Origin of the sequence: Microvirga sp. GCM10011540, from assembly GCF_042650665.1 — a bacterium.
GTDB lineage: Bacteria > Pseudomonadota > Alphaproteobacteria > Rhizobiales > Beijerinckiaceae > Microvirga > Microvirga lenta.
Map to the genome: position 1 here is coordinate 58,291 of NZ_JBHSBQ010000142.1, position 15,093 is coordinate 73,383.

Below are 15,093 nucleotides of genomic sequence, written 5' to 3' on the forward strand. Positions count from 1 at the left end.
GCCGGCTGCATGACGGCAGGTGGTGGAAGTTGCTCTTCAAGAGAGACCTGCGATGACGCGCATTCCAAGGATTCATGTTCGTGCTCCTCGTTATGGGGAGGCGCCTCACCTCGCTACGCTTACAATCGGGGACTGGACCATCCCGTGCACCATCGGATCTGAAGCGCTCGTTCAGGCCTCGTTGAAGCGCGAGGGCGACAAGCGGACGCCCATCGGTGTCTTCCCGCTCCGCTATGGGCTTTTCGACCAGACTACGCTGCCCGACTTTCCGCGCGATCTCGCGTTTCCCTTCGTGCCCTTGTCGGACGATATGGTCTGGGAAGAGGAGGGGCCCGACTATAACCGGCTCGTCTTCTCGCCGAACGATGAACGCATGAACGAGAGGTTGGTCCGGCACCGGAGCGAGCGTCTTTTCGACGTGATCGTGCCGATAGGTTTCAACGACTCCATTCCTGAATTCGGGCGCGGTAGCGCCATTTTCATCCATGCTGCCCGGTCCGATATGAGCGGCACCGCGGGATGCGTCGGCGTTCCCCGGGAAAAGATGCTCGACTTTGCTCGGCGGCTGGAGCCCGGGATGGTCATCGATATCGATTTCGCTGAGACAACGGCGCTCCCAGCCTCCGATCCGGAGGGGCCATTGGAGACGGTGCGCTTCATCGGCATTCAGCCTGGTCCGAAACTCCTCGTGACGGGTGCGGTCCACGGCAACGAGCCGTGCGGGACACAGGCCATTCTGCGTGCGATTTCCGATTGCCGCACTGGAAAGCTGGCAATCCGCAGGGGCGAAGTGACGTTCCTGCCGGTCGCCAATCTGAAGGCCTATCGCCAGCGAACCAGGGAAGGCGACCGGAACCTGAACCGCGATCTGCGCGAGAAGACGATCCCCGAGGATTATGAAGACCGTATCGGCAATCGCCTCTGTGCACTTTTGCGGGAGAATGAGGTTCTGCTCGATATCCACTCGTTCAGAGGTGCCGGCGAACCATTTGTTTTTGCCGGGCCGCTCAATAATTCCGGTCCTGTGGAGCCATTTCGGTTCGCGGAGGCTGAAGGTGAGCTCGCTGCGAGGCTTGGAACGACGGTCGTCATCCATGGCTGGCTTGAAGTGTACGGGCGTTTCCTGAAGGAACGCATTCGGCTTGGCTATTCCAACAGGGCCAGTTCCGAAGGTGTCGGCACGACGGAATACATGCGCTTTTCGGGCGGTTATGGCGTGACATTGGAATGCGGTTCGCATGACGATCCCAAGGCGGTCGAGGTTGGCTATTCGGCCATCGTCAACGCCCTAGCCCATCTCGGCCTCGTCGATGCGCCCGTCCCTAAGGTCACGGCGAGCACTGTCATCCAGATCGTCGACGTTCTGATTTGCGAGGCCGAAGGGGATCGGCTTGAGGGGAATTGGAGGACAGGGGACGCAATAGCGGAGGGGCAAGCCTTGGTCAGAAGGGGCGCGGGGGAGGTTCTGACGGCGCCGCGTGACGGGTTCATTATCTTTCCGAACGCGAGCGCCAAGCCCGGGGACGGCTTGTGCTATTTCGGCGTGGCGAGCTCCCGCGTTCTGGCCTCATAGGCGCTGAGCTCCTGGAAACGGCACTTCCTTTCGCCCACCTGTGGCAATACGGCATTTAGGTATATATCCCTCTGCGCCGAAGGGTAACCGTGCCATTTCGCCGTACTGCGGCATTTCGCAAAACAGACTAGAGAGCGTCTCAGGGACAGTAAGTCCATACCTGCGCTTTGGGGGCTCGGCCTGTGACCATCGTTCTGGAAAAAATAAGAAGAACGCTTCGCCAGAGAAGCGTGGCCGTTTGTTCAGCAATTCTTGTCGCTCTTGCAGTCGTAACTGCGATTGTTGCACCTCGAATGATGTCGGATCCGGTTGCCGAGATCACTTATTCCGAGTTCGCACGGGACCTGGGCCTTGGAAAGGTCGAACGGGTGCTGATCGAGGAGGGCGGCTTTACCGTTCATCTCTCCGATGAAGAAGCCTTCGTGCGCCTCCCCGGTGAGCTCCTGAGCGCCTCCTACCTTGACCGCCTGGCATCGTCCGGCGTGGAGGTGGATTTCGCGAAGCCTGGGATCGATGCATCCGGTATCGCAGGCTTCGTCGTCCCTCTGGTCCTGGTGGTGGCGGTTCTTGCGCTACTCGCCGTCCAGACGGACTTCAACCCGGCGGCCCGGTGGCCCCGTGTGATCAGGAACATTCCCGATCGCTTCGACGATGTGGCAGGGCAGAACGAGCCGAAGGCGGAATTGCAGGAAGTCATTGCCTTTCTGCGGGACTCGGAGGCTTTCACGAAGGTGGGCGCCCGCATTCCGCGAGGCCTTCTTATGGTCGGCCCTCCTGGGACAGGCAAAACACTCATCGCAAAGGCGTTGGCCGGCGAGGCGGGTGTCTCGTTCTTGGCCGTTTCTGGCAGCGATTTCTCGGCCCCACTCATCGGCATCGCCAAGAGCCGCGTTTCGAAGCTGTTCCAGCAAGCACGCAAGCGGGCCCCGTGTCTGATCTTCATCGACGAGATTGATGCCATCGGGCGCAAGCGTGGGGGAGGGGGATCCGCTGCCGACCGCGAGTTCGAGTCGACCCTGAATCAACTCCTTGTCGAGATGGACGGGTTCAACACGACGGCTGGAGTCATCGTCATCGGGGCGACCAACCGTGTTGATGTGCTCGATCCGGCCCTTCTGCGTCCTGGCCGCTTCGACCGCCAGGTTCATATCGGCCTTCCCGATATTGCGGGAAGAGAGGCGATTCTTCAGGTTCACGCCCGAAAAGTAACACTCGCAGAGAGTGTCGACCTGAGCTCCATTGCCAAGGGTACGCCCGGCTTCTCCGGTGCCGACCTCGGCAATCTGCTGAACGAGGCCGCCATTTTCGCTGCACGTGAAGGTAACCTCGCCATCACTCGTGAAAATCTGGAGGCGGCCCGCAACAAGGTCATCATGGGCCTGGAGAGGCGATCCCTCGCCGTCACCCACGAGGAGCGCAGGCTCGTCGCCGTGCACGAGGCGGGCCACGCCCTCTGTGCCTGCCTGACGCCTGGATCCGACAAGGTTCATAGCGCAACCATCGTGCCTCATGGGCAGGCTCTAGGTCTGGTCATGCGCCTGCCGGATCATGACCGTCACTGCATTCCTGTCGAGAAGCTCGAGGCGGATCTGATCGTTGCTATGGGCGGCCGGGCTGCCGAGGAACTCGTGTTCGGCCCCAAGAGGGTTACGACCGGCGCGGCCAGCGATATTGCTCATGCTACGGACATTGCGCGAAGAATGGTCACCGAATGGGGTATGAGCTCTGCCATTGGCATGGTTCGGGTTTCGCGATCGAACGACAGCTTTCCCCCAGAGGTGGAGCGCGAAATCCGCCGGATCATTGAAGAGATGTATGCTGCCGCCAAAACGTGCATCGAGCACAATCGAGGCGCGCTGGACACTCTTGTGGAGGCGCTGCTGGAGCGCGAAACGATTGATGGCGATGAGGTTCGCCGCATCGTTTCTCTGGCGGACGAGCGGATGGCCGCTTAAGCCTCCGCAAAGACGCGCCCTTAGATGGCGCAACAGACGAGCAGACCATATTGCTTCACCGCGCGGGGCGGAACATATTCCGTCCGCGCTCGTTGACGCCCAAGTGTCTTGTTTTTGAGCGCCCGCTTCTTTTCTGGGCAATAAGCCACTTCGTTTGGCCAGCTCCTGGCAAAGCCTGCCGATTTACGGCCGGGCCTTCCATCGAAACTCATACTGGCACGTTTCTTGCTTATGTCCTTTGGGGCTGCACGCGGTGCAGCGCACGCAAGGGAGAGGCTGATGTCGGTATGGAATTTGACTCGACGCAACATGTTGGCGCTGGCGGCAGCCGCGCTCGTATCGGGAGGCACAGTCGGCTCCGCGACGGCGCAGGAGACGATCAAGGTCGGCGTCCTGCATTCGTTGTCGGGGACGATGGCAATCAGCGAGACGACGCTCAAGGACGTCATGCTGATGCTCATCGAGGAGCAGAACAGGAAGGGCGGCCTCCTCGGCAAGAAGCTGGAGGCTGTCGTCGTCGATCCGGCGTCGAATTGGCCGCTCTTTGCCGAGAAGGCTCGCGAGCTCATCAGCAATGAAAAGGTTGCGGCCGTGTTCGGCTGCTGGACCTCCGTCTCCCGCAAATCCGTGCTCCCCGTTTTCAAGGAACTCAACAGCATCCTCTTCTATCCGGTGCAGTACGAGGGCGAGGAGAGCGAAAGGAACGTCTTCTACACGGGTGCGGCGCCAAACCAGCAGGCGATCCCCGCTGTCGACTACCTTGCCAAGGAAGAAAATGTGGAGCGTTGGGTTCTGGCGGGCACCGACTACGTCTACCCCCGCACGACCAACAAAATTCTCGAAGCATATCTGAAGTCCAAGGGCGTGAAATCCGAAGACATCATGATCAACTACACGCCGTTCGGTCACTCCGACTGGCAAACCATTGTCGCCGACATCAAGAAATTCGGGTCCGCCGGCAAAAAGACAGCTGTCGTCTCCACCATTAACGGCGACGCCAACGTGCCGTTCTACAAGGAACTGGCCAACCAGGGCGTCAAGGCGACGGATATTCCGGTGGTGGCTTTCTCGGTGGGTGAAGAGGAACTCGCCGGCATCGACACCAAGCCTCTCGTCGGCCACCTTGCGGCCTGGAACTACTTCCAATCCATCGACAATGCCGACAATAAGGCCTTCATCGAGAAATGGAAGGCCTTCACCAAGAAAGACAAGCGCGTCACCAACGATCCGATGGAGGCCCATGTGGTCGGCTTCAACATGTGGGTGAAGGCTGTCGAGAAGGCAGGAACGACGGACCCTGACAAGGTGATCGACGCGATCGTAGGCGTCCAGGTTCCGAACCTCACCGGCGGTGTTTCCGAAATGCTGCCGAACCATCACATCACCAAGCCCGTGTTCATCGGTGAGATCAAGGACGACGGCCAGTTTGATGTGGTGTGGGAAACCGAAGGTCTCGTGCCAGGTGATGCGTGGTCGAAGTTCCTGGACGGATCCAAGGACCTGATCGCCGACTGGAAAACCCTGAAGTGCGGCAACTACAACACCGTCACGAAAAAGTGCGGCGCCTAAGTTCTTGAACGCCGGGGGCGGTGATCTCTCCGCCCTCGCAGATCCTCCGTTGAAGCATATTTCATGATCATCTTGCGCCATCTCTTAGCGGCCTTTGCAGTCCTTATCGGCATGGCCTCCTCTGCCTTCGCGGGCGTCTATGAAGATGCGCTGCCGAAGTTTGCCGCCGACAGCTATGCTGAGACGGATGCCGCCATTTCTGCTGTTGCGGGAAGCGGTCATCCCCTATCCTTGAAGGTCGTTGAGGCCGTGCGCGATGGTCGGCTTCTCGTCGGCTCCGGACAAATTATTATCCGTGAACCGTCTGGTAACCTGATTAGTGCGGTGACGGGGCAGGCTTTCGGGCCAACGCCATCAGACCTCAAACCGGTCAGGATCAACAATCGCGTTCGCCGCGCTATCGAGGCTGCGTTGGGCAGCCTGACGCTTCTCAGTTCCGATCCGGCTGCACGACTGCAGGCGGCGCGAGCGGTTTTTCGCTCCCGTGATGAGACGGCTCTGCCGAATTTGGAAACGGCTATCGCACAGGAAACGGATGCAAATGTGAAGGGCGCCCTGCAGATGGCGCGTGCTGCAGTGCTTCTGGGCGCCTCCGGTACATCTACCGCAGATCGCCTGAAGGCCGTCGAGGCCTTGCAGGCCCGCGGAGACCAGGACGCGCTTGCGCTGTTATCGACGTTGCCTGTCGGGGTGCAGCCCGAGGTGGCGGACGCGGCAGGGAAGGCCGTTGAGAGCATCCGCTCCCGTCTGGCGTTCTGGAACGCGCTTCAGAATGTCTGGTACGGCATTTCCCTCGGGTCGGTCCTCTTGCTGGCTGCGATCGGCCTGGCAATCACCTTCGGTACCATGGGCGTCATCAATATGGCGCACGGTGAGATGGTGATGCTGGGTGCCTATACGACCTTCGTCGTTCAGGAGGCGATCCGCACCTATGCACCGGAATTGTTCGGCATCTCGCTGTTCCTATCGCTTCCACTTGCTTTCGTGGTCGCGGGTGCTGTCGGGATCCTCATCGAGCGTACCGTCATCCGCTTTCTCTACGGGCGCCCGCTGGAAACGCTGCTTGCGACGTGGGGCTTGTCTCTGATCCTGCAGCAGACAGTCCGCACAATCTTCGGGCCGACGAACCGGGAGGTCGGGACGCCAGCCTGGATGAGTGGTGCTCTCGAGATCGGGGGACTGAGCCTCACCTACAATCGCATCGCCATCGTCATCTTCGCGTTTGCGGCATTCGCGACCCTGCTTCTGGTGATGCGCTATACGTCTCTCGGGCTCTACACGCGGGCAGTCACGCAGAACCGCCGCATGGCGGGATCCATGGGTATCCGAACAAACCGGATCGACGCCTTGGCTTTCGGTCTCGGCTCGGGCGTGGCGGGGATTGCCGGTGTTGCATTGTCCCAAATCGACAATGTGAGCCCCAATCTTGGACAGAGCTACATCATCGACAGTTTCATGGTCGTGGTGTTCGGCGGTGTCGGGAATCTGTGGGGTACTCTGGTCGGAGCGATGACGCTCGGCATCGCGAACAAGTTTCTCGAGCCTTATGCCGGGGCGGTATTGGGCAAAATCGTCCTGCTCGTTGCGATCATCCTCTTCATTCAAAGGCGGCCGCGCGGACTTTTCGCGCTCAGGGGCAGGGCGGTGGAAGCATGACGACGCAGTCTCTCATCGACAGGCAGAGCATCATCGTCCTGTCCTTGCTGGCGGCCACCGCTGTTCTGGTTCCCGTTCTGAATACAGTGGCGCCCCCTGGGTCGGCGCTTCATCTGTCCGATTACCTCGTGCCGCTTCTCGGCAAGTATCTGTGCTTTGCTCTGCTGGCGCTCTCGGTCGATCTTATCTGGGGCTTCTGCGGTATTCTTTCGCTTGGTCACGGGGCATTCTTCGCTCTCGGCGGTTATGCGATGGGCATGTACCTCATGCGCCAGATCGGCTCGCGCGGGGTCTATGCGGATCCGATCCTGCCCGATTTCATGGTTTTCCTGAACTGGAGGGAGTTGCCATGGTTCTGGCATGGATTCGATTGGTTTCCCTTCGCGGCATTTATGGTGATCGCTGCGCCGGGCCTCCTGGCCTTCATCTTCGGTTGGTTCGCCTTCCGGTCTCGGGTGACGGGGGTCTACCTTTCAATCATCACGCAGGCCATGACCTTCGCGCTGATGCTTGCCTTCTTCCGCAATGATATGGGCTTCGGCGGCAATAACGGCCTGACCGATTTCAAGGAGATCCTTGGATTTCCGATCCAGTCGGGCTCGACCCGGATCGTCCTCTTCGTTCTTTCCACCGTTGCGCTCGCTGCCGGATATCTCCTCTGCAAGTGGATCGTGAACTCGAAACTCGGCAAGGTCTTGGTCGCGGTGCGGGATGCGGAGAGCCGGACACGATTTCTCGGTTATCGCGTCGAGAACTACAAGCTTGCGGTGTTTACCCTTTCAGCCATGATCGCGGGTGTTGCCGGCGCGCTTTACGTGCCGCAGGTCGGCATCATCAATCCGAGCGAGTTTGCCCCCGCCAATTCGATCGAGGTGGTGATCTGGGTCGCTGTCGGCGGACGTGGAACTCTAGCTGGCGCGATCCTCGGAGCGCTGGTCGTGAATGCTGGGAAAACCTGGTTTACCGGTGCCCTTCCCGAGTTCTGGCTGTTTGCACTTGGCGGCCTCTTCGTTTTCGTGACGCTTCTCATGCCGCGCGGCATCCTGGGGGCCGGCACGGACCTGTGGGCTAAGGTCAGGCGGTCCCGGACCCGACACGCACCTGGTGGGCTACCCTATGCGGCGGAGTAAGTCATGAGCGAACCTATCACTCCAACGCTGCTTTACCTCGACAACGTCACGGTTTCCTTCGACGGCTTTCGGGCTCTGAACGCACTCTCCCTTGCCATCGATCACGCGGAGATGCGCGCCGTCATCGGACCGAACGGCGCGGGCAAGACCACCATGATGGACGTGATCACCGGCAAAACACGTCCCAACCAGGGAACAGCCCTGTTCGAAGGAGTTCATGACCTGACGGTACTTGATGAGGCCGCTATCGCCGAACTTGGCATCGGTCGAAAGTTCCAGACGCCGACGGTGTTCGACATGCACAATGTCGAGGATAATCTGCTTCTCGCACTCAAGGGTGAGCGCAGTCCATTCGCAGCCCTGTTCTCTCGGCGCACGACGCGGGAGAAGGAGAGGATCGAGGCGCTCCTGGAACGTGTCCGCCTCAGCGCCCACCGATACCGCAAGGCGGGCGAATTGTCCCACGGTCAGAAGCAATGGCTGGAGATCGGCATGCTTTTGGCCCAGGAGCCGAAGCTCCTTCTCGTGGATGAGCCCGCCGCGGGTATGACGGATCAGGAGACCGCCGATACCGCCGATCTCCTGCGGGATATTGCGAAGACCCGCGCCGTGGTCGTGGTGGAGCACGACATGACTTTCGTGCGCGATCTCGGAGTGAAAGTCACATGTCTCCACGAGGGCTCGGTTCTAGCCGAAGGCTCTCTCGATGCGGTAAGCGCCAATGAACGCGTGATCGAGGTTTACCTGGGCCGATGACGATGTTGTCCGTTGAAAACCTGTCCCTTCACTATGGTGCAGCCCAAGCCCTGCGCGGGGTTTCCGTCTCCGCGGAGGTGGGTGAGGTGACTTGCGTTCTGGGGCGTAACGGCGTGGGCAAGACTTCGCTTCTGCGAGCGATTTCGGGCCAGAGGCCCATATCCGGTGGGGCTGTCCGCTTTCAGGGGAGGGACATCTCGCGCCTCAAGCCTTTCGAGCGAGCGGAGCTCGGTATAGCCTATGTTCCGCAGGGACGTGAAATTTTTCCACTTCTGACGGTAAGAGAGAATCTGGAGACCGGATTTGCTCCACTCAAACGTGGGGAGCGACGCATTCCCGACGAGGTCTTCGAACTCTTCCCGGTACTGAAGTCGATGCTCGGACGGCGGGGCGGGGACCTTTCCGGAGGGCAGCAGCAGCAACTCGCCATCGGCAGAGCTCTGGTGATGCGACCTCGGTTGCTCGTGCTGGACGAGCCGACAGAAGGAATCCAACCGTCGATCATCAAGGATATCGGGCGGGCGATCTCGTATCTGCGCGAGCGGAAGGACATGGCCATCCTCCTGGTCGAGCAGTATTTCGATTTTGCGCGCGAGCTTGCGGATCGCTTCGTGGTGATGGAACGGGGCGAAATAGTCCAGCATGGCGACCGTTCAGCGCTCGAGGGGGACGATGTACGTCAACGTCTTGCCATTTGAGGCCTCGTCGCCTGCTGCAAGCCCTCTTCGTCAGCGCGCTGTCGGGCGAGTAGCACTCGGCGCCATGAGCATAAACGGGCGAACGCGCCCAGACCGTATTGCCGAAAGCGGTTCCATGCGGATCAGGCTTCCGAGGAGTGAGGGGTGTGGTCTTGATGCGGTGATCGTCAATACGGCGGGCGGCATTGCCTGCGGTGATCAATTTTCTGTAGAGATCGATGTGCAGGCAGGTTCCGTCGTAACGGTGGCGACTCCTGCCGCCGAAAAGGTGTATCGCTCAGACGGACCCGTTGCCGAACTGTCCGTGAAGCTTTCGCTGGGATCGGCTTCCCGGCTCGATTGGATCCCTCAGGAGACGCTTCTTTTCGACCGGGCGCGTCTGGCGCGGCGCCTCGATGCCGAAGTGGCGCCGGATGCCCGGCTGACCCTCTTCGAAGCTGTCGTCTTCGGACGTGCGGCCCGCGCAGAGCACGTCACGCAAGGGTTCTTCGAAGATCGCTGGCGTATCCGGCGCGGCGAGCGTCTCGTCTACGCGGATGCTCTCCGTCTCGAAGGTCCGATAGCTGACCTTCTGAAGAAGCCCAGTGTCGCCGATGGTGCCCGTGCTCTGGCGACTCTCGTCCACGTCGCCCCGGATGCGGAATCGCGTCTCGAGAGCGTTCGCCAGCACCTGTCCCTGAACAGCGGGTGCGAGGCCGCTGCCAGTGCATGGAACGGCCTTCTGGCTGTTCGCTTCTGCGCCCGAAGCATCGAAGCGCTGCGCTCCGCCATCTGCCCTTTTCTTCTCGCCTTTCGCGGCGAGCCGTTGCCCCGCGTCTGGCTTAGCTAAGGTTGAACCATGCAACTCACGCCCCGTGAAAAGGACAAACTACTCGTCGCCATGGCGGCCATGGTGGCGCGCCGTCGCCTGGAGCGCGGCGTGAAACTGAACCATCCCGAAGCAATTGCGCTCATCACCGATACGGTCGTGGAGGGAGCGCGTGACGGGCGCTCCGTCGCCGAACTCATGGAGGCCGGGGCCCACGTCCTGAGCGCCGATCAGGTCATGGAGGGCGTGGCCGAGATGATCCACGATATCCAGGTCGAGGCGACGTTCCCGGACGGCACGAAGCTCGTGACGGTCCACCACCCGATCCGCGGCGCAGCCTCCGAGCATGTACCGGGCGAGGTCATGACGGAGAAGGGCGAGATCGTGTTCAACGATGGAGCCGAGCGCACGGCCATCACGGTCGCCAATACAGGGGATCGCCCGATTCAGGTCGGGAGCCATTATCATTTCTACGAGACCAACCCCGCGCTCTCCTTCGAGCGGGAGAAGGCACGCGGCATGCGTCTCGACATCGCTCCCGGTACGGCAGTGAGGTTCGAGCCGGGCGCCACGCGCGAGGTCATTCTGGTACCTCTGTCAGGCAAGCGCGAAGTCTATGGCTTCCGTCAGGATGTGATGGGAGCCCTGTGATGACGAACCAACGCAAACCTGCATCGCTCCCCCGGGCAGCCTATGCCGATATGTTCGGCCCCACAAAGGGAGACAGGATCCGTCTGGCCGATACGGCACTGGTCATTGAGGTGGAGAAGGATTTTACGATCTATGGCGAGGAGGTTAAGTTCGGCGGCGGCAAGGTGATCCGCGACGGGATGGGGCAGGGGCAGGCCACCCGGCAGGACGGGGCGATGGACACTGTCATCACGAATGCGGTCATCCTCGATCACTCCGGAATCGTAAAGGCGGACATCGGCATTCGGGACGGACGCATCGCCAGGATCGGCAAGGCCGGCAACCCGGATGTGCAGCCCGGTGTGGACATCGTCATTGGCCCCGGTACGGAGATCATCGCGGGGGAGGGCAAGATCGTCACCGCCGGCGGTTTCGACTCCCATATCCATTTCATCTGCCCGCAGCAGATCGAAGAGGCATTGACCTCGGGCATTACGACCATGCTCGGCGGCGGCACGGGACCTGCGACGGGAACCTTCGCCACAACGTGCACGCCCGGGCCCTGGCATATGGCTCGCATGATCGAGGCGGCGGACGCCTTTCCGATGAACCTCGCACTTTCAGGCAAGGGCAACGCCTCGAAGCCCGGAGCACTCGAGGAAATGATTCAGGCCGGAGCCTGCGCCCTCAAGCTGCACGAGGATTGGGGCACGACCCCTGCCGCGATCGATTGCTGCCTCTCGGTGGCGGACGAATACGACGTGCAGGTGATGATCCATACCGACACACTCAACGAATCTGGTTTCGTCGAGGACACGGTCGCGGCCTTCAAGGGAAGGACGATCCACGCCTTTCACACGGAGGGAGCGGGTGGTGGGCACGCGCCGGACATCATCAAGGTGGCAGGGCTGCCGAACGTTCTGCCGTCCTCCACGAATCCGACACGGCCCTATACGGTGAACACCATCGACGAGCATCTCGACATGCTCATGGTGTGCCACCATCTCGACCCTGCGATCCCGGAGGACCTCGCCTTCGCCGAGAGCCGTATCCGCAAGGAAACGATCGCGGCCGAGGACATTCTGCACGACCTCGGCGCCCTTTCCATGATGTCGTCGGACAGCCAGGCCATGGGCCGTGTCGGAGAAGTCATCATCCGGACTTGGCAGACGGCGCATAAGATGAAAGTCCAGCGGGGAGCACTCCCGGGTGAGACCGGGGACAACGACAATCTCCGCGTTCGGCGTTATGTGGCGAAGTACACGATCAATCCGGCCATCGCCCATGGGATCTCGAAGCATGTCGGGTCCGTCGAACCCGGAAAACTCGCCGACCTCGTGTTGTGGTCACCCGCTTTCTTCGGCGTGAAGCCGGATCTCGTGATCAAGGGCGGGGCCATTGCCGCGGCTCCCATGGGTGATCCGAACGCATCGATTCCGACGCCGCAACCGGTGCATTACCGGCCGATGTTCGGATCGTTCGGACGGGCTCTCGCCACGACGTCGGTGACCTTCGTGTCCAAGGCAGCGGCGGAGAACGGTCTTGCCGCGAGGCTGGGAGTCCAGAAACAACTCGTTGCCGTGGAGAATGTTCGTGGCGGCATCGGCAAGAAGGACATGATCCTGAATGACGCCATGCCTCATATCGAGGTAGATCCTGAAACCTACGACGTCCGTGCCGACGGCGAATTGCTTATCTGCGAGCCTGCCAGGATCCTGCCCATGGCACAACGCTACTTCCTGTTCTGACATGATCCGCGCATCCTCCATCATTCGTCGTGACGCGGTCGATGCCGATCGCATTGTCGATGTCATCACTCTCGATCATGGCGACCGCCACCGGCGTCGTATCGTTCTCAAAGCCGATGGCGGCACCGCCTTTCTGCTGGATCTCGACAGGGCCGACATTCTCGAAGATGGGGATGCCATCCGGCTCGACAGCGGTTGGCTCGTAGAGGTGAAGGCCGCTTCGGAGAGATTGGTCGAGGTGACGACCGCTGGCACGCTCGAACTCCTGACGCTGGCCTGGCACATCGGAAACCGTCACGTGCCGGCCGAGATCGCCGATGGCGCCATCTACATCGCTTACGATCATGTTCTGATCGATATGCTCCACGGCCTGGGAGCGCAGACCAGGATCGTCGAACGGCCATTTCGACCCGTCCGAGGCGCCTACCACCATCACGATCATGGCGCGCACACGCATCATCATGGGCATTCCCATGGCTGAACAGCACGACCGCCTACCACATGGGGACGGCACCCAGTCGCTCCTGCCGCTGTTCGTATGGCTGTCCCCATCTTTTCCTGTTGGCTCCTATGCCTATTCCCACACGCTGGAATGGGCCGTGGAGTCGGGCGACGTAGGGGACGAGGCATCGCTCATCGCGTGGCTCGGCGATCTCATGCTCCTCGGTGCCGGCCGGAACGATGCGATCCTTCTGAGTCATGCGTACAAGTCCATCGCGGCTGATCGTGCCGACGACTTGGATGAGGTGAACGAACTCGCTTTGGCACTTTCTCCTTCTGCCGAACTCCACCTTGAAACGTCTCAGCAGGGGCGCAGCTTCCTCGACGCCACGTTGGCGGCTTGGCCTTCCCCCCGGCTGAGGGATTTCGAGGGTGAGGTGGCGTTCCCGGTCGCCGTGGGCATGGCTGCAGCGGCGCATGGCGTGCCTCTATCGGCAACAGCCAGCGCCTATCTGCTCGCCATGGTTCAGAACCTCGTCTCCGCGGCAATCCGATCGGCTCCCATCGGGCAGAGCGGAGGGACACGCGTTTGCGCCACCATGGTTCCGATCGTTCGCAACCTAGCCGAGGAGGCGCAGAATTTGTCGCTCGACGATATCGGCGGTGCGACCTTCCGGGCCGATCTCGGCTCCTTCCACCACGAAAACCAGTACACGAGGCTCTTTCGCTCATGATCTCTCGCACGGGACCCCTGCGGGTCGGCATCGGCGGCCCAGTCGGTTCGGGCAAGACCGCCCTGATGGAGGCGCTCTGCAAGACCTTTCGCCGGCGCTACGACATCTGCGCCATCACAAACGATATCTACACGAAGGAGGATGCGCGCCTGCTGACCGTGGCGGATGCGTTGCCGGAGGAGCGCATCATGGGGGTCGAAACGGGCGGCTGCCCGCATACGGCAATCCGCGAGGATGCCTCCATCAATCTCGCCGCCATTGCCACGATGAGAAAGCGTTTTCCCGCACTTGACATCGTACTGGTGGAGTCGGGCGGCGACAATCTCGCGGCGACGTTCTCCCCCGAACTCGCGGATCTGACGATCTACGTCATCGATGTGGCCGGCGGTGAGAAGATCCCCCGGAAGGGAGGCCCCGGCATCACCCGCTCGGATCTTCTCGTCGTCAACAAGATCGACCTTGCTCCTTATGTCGGCGCTGATCTTGCCGTGATGGAGGAGGACACGAAGCGCATGCGCGGTCGGCGTCCTTACGTCTTCAGCAACATTCGCGGCGGCGTCGGGGTCGACGCCATCGCCAGTTTCATCGAACAGGCCGGCGGCTTGGCCGCGGCCGCCTAACAGGAGCACCTCATGATCTTGAAGCGTTTCATCCTCTCGGCAGCTCTCTCAGTGCCGACGGCACCGGCTCTGGCTCACACGGGAGCGGGTCCCAGCGCGGATTTCACGACAGGCTTCCTGCACCCCGTCCATGGGCTGGACCATGTGCTCGTCATGGTGACTGTCGGCCTCTTTGCCGCCCTGCTCGGCGGGAGGGCGCTCTGGACCGTGCCGGCGAGCTTCGTGGTCATGATGCTGGCCGGCGGAAGTCTCGGCCTTGCCGGCACGGACATACCGGCAGCGGAGACCGGGATCGTGGTCTCGATCATTGTGATCGGCGGCGTAGTGGCGCTCGGTGGGGCATGGCCCGCCAGTGCCGCGATGGCCCTTGTAGGCGTGTTCGCGGTCTTCCATGGCTATGCCCACGGAGCCGAGATGCCGCTGGGCTCGGGCGCGATCTCCTACAGCCTGGGGTTCGCGACGGCGACGGCCCTCCTGCACGGGATCGGGATCGCTGGAGGTATGGCTTCTCTCCGGTCGCGACAGGCGATCCGTTTCGCAGGCGCGGCGGTGGCTCTTATGGGTATTGTCGTGGCAGTTGCGTAAGCCATTTCGGCCACTAAGTGCGGAGGACTCCGTGGCAAGGCCATGGAGCCCTCTTGTTCAGGCTCGGTGTCGAGCAGGAGCCCGCCTCGCATGCCGTAGCGGCGCTGCAAAAAATGGCAGCAATCCTGTCCAACTTGCCGTCCAGGTCCTCTCTCCGTCGTGGATCTGTCACACGCGATCTCTAGGAAGC

14 protein-coding genes are annotated in these 15,093 nt (G+C 61.2%); all 14 read left to right on the forward strand.

The genetic code is table 11. The features are described 5' to 3' along the window. Nucleotides 1–52: 52 nt before the first annotated feature. Nucleotides 53–1,573 carry a succinylglutamate desuccinylase/aspartoacylase family protein gene (locus ACFOYU_RS23995; protein WP_377035499.1) on the forward strand — a complete coding sequence of 507 codons (1,521 nt, stop codon included), beginning with the start codon at nucleotides 53–55 and terminating at the stop codon, nucleotides 1,571–1,573. A gap of 182 nt (nucleotides 1,574–1,755) precedes the next feature. After that, nucleotides 1,756–3,528 carry an ATP-dependent zinc metalloprotease FtsH gene (ftsH, locus tag ACFOYU_RS24000; protein ID WP_377035500.1) on the forward strand — a complete coding sequence of 591 codons (1,773 nt, stop codon included), beginning with the start codon at nucleotides 1,756–1,758 and terminating at the stop codon, nucleotides 3,526–3,528. 279 nt (nucleotides 3,529–3,807) lie between these two features. After that, a complete protein-coding gene (gene urtA, locus ACFOYU_RS24005; protein WP_377035501.1) occupies nucleotides 3,808–5,097 on the forward strand; it encodes an urea ABC transporter substrate-binding protein in 1,290 nt (429 codons plus the stop codon). 63 nt (nucleotides 5,098–5,160) lie between these two features. Further along, complete coding sequence (gene urtB / locus ACFOYU_RS24010) at nucleotides 5,161–6,753, forward strand: urea ABC transporter permease subunit UrtB (RefSeq protein WP_377035502.1); 1,593 nt, start codon at nucleotides 5,161–5,163, stop codon at nucleotides 6,751–6,753. Next, nucleotides 6,750–7,883: an urea ABC transporter permease subunit UrtC gene (gene urtC, locus ACFOYU_RS24015; RefSeq protein ID WP_377035503.1), complete on the forward strand. Its 1,134-nt coding sequence runs from the start codon at nucleotides 6,750–6,752 to the stop codon at nucleotides 7,881–7,883. Before urtB ends, urtC begins: the two co-directional genes overlap by 4 nt. Nucleotides 7,884–7,886: 3 nt before the next feature. Beyond that, nucleotides 7,887–8,639: an urea ABC transporter ATP-binding protein UrtD gene (gene urtD / locus ACFOYU_RS24020; RefSeq protein WP_377035504.1), complete on the forward strand. Its 753-nt coding sequence runs from the start codon at nucleotides 7,887–7,889 to the stop codon at nucleotides 8,637–8,639. Nucleotides 8,640–8,641: 2 nt separating this feature from the next. Beyond that, entirely contained in the window at nucleotides 8,642–9,337 is a 696-nt protein-coding gene (gene urtE / locus ACFOYU_RS24025; protein WP_226741707.1) for an urea ABC transporter ATP-binding subunit UrtE, read from the forward strand. Then, nucleotides 9,312–10,166 (forward strand): urease accessory protein UreD, encoded by an 855-nt coding sequence (locus tag ACFOYU_RS24030; RefSeq protein ID WP_377035505.1) that lies wholly within the window; start codon nucleotides 9,312–9,314, stop codon nucleotides 10,164–10,166. The genes urtE and ACFOYU_RS24030 overlap by 26 nt, the downstream gene beginning before the upstream one ends. Before the next feature lie 9 nt (nucleotides 10,167–10,175). Continuing rightward, nucleotides 10,176–10,796 carry an urease subunit gamma gene (locus tag ACFOYU_RS24035; protein WP_377035506.1) on the forward strand — a complete coding sequence of 207 codons (621 nt, stop codon included), beginning with the start codon at nucleotides 10,176–10,178 and terminating at the stop codon, nucleotides 10,794–10,796. Then, the gene (gene ureC / locus ACFOYU_RS24040; RefSeq protein ID WP_377035507.1) at nucleotides 10,796–12,523 is read left to right on the forward strand and encodes an urease subunit alpha; all 1,728 of its coding nucleotides are present in this window, start codon (nucleotides 10,796–10,798) and stop codon (nucleotides 12,521–12,523) included. Before ACFOYU_RS24035 ends, ureC begins: the two co-directional genes overlap by 1 nt. 1 nt (nucleotide 12,524) lies before the next feature. Then, complete coding sequence (locus ACFOYU_RS24045; RefSeq protein ID WP_377035508.1) at nucleotides 12,525–13,004, forward strand: urease accessory protein UreE; 480 nt, start codon at nucleotides 12,525–12,527, stop codon at nucleotides 13,002–13,004. Further along, complete coding sequence (locus ACFOYU_RS24050) at nucleotides 12,997–13,698, forward strand: urease accessory protein UreF (protein WP_377035563.1); 702 nt, start codon at nucleotides 12,997–12,999, stop codon at nucleotides 13,696–13,698. Before ACFOYU_RS24045 ends, ACFOYU_RS24050 begins: the two co-directional genes overlap by 8 nt. Next, nucleotides 13,695–14,318 (forward strand): urease accessory protein UreG, encoded by a 624-nt coding sequence (gene ureG / locus ACFOYU_RS24055; RefSeq protein ID WP_226741535.1) that lies wholly within the window; start codon nucleotides 13,695–13,697, stop codon nucleotides 14,316–14,318. The genes ACFOYU_RS24050 and ureG overlap by 4 nt, the downstream gene beginning before the upstream one ends. 12 nt (nucleotides 14,319–14,330) lie before the next feature. Continuing rightward, nucleotides 14,331–14,903, forward strand: coding sequence for a HupE/UreJ family protein (locus tag ACFOYU_RS24060; protein WP_377035509.1), 573 nt, complete (start codon nucleotides 14,331–14,333; stop codon nucleotides 14,901–14,903). Nucleotides 14,904–15,093 lie beyond the last annotated feature (190 nt).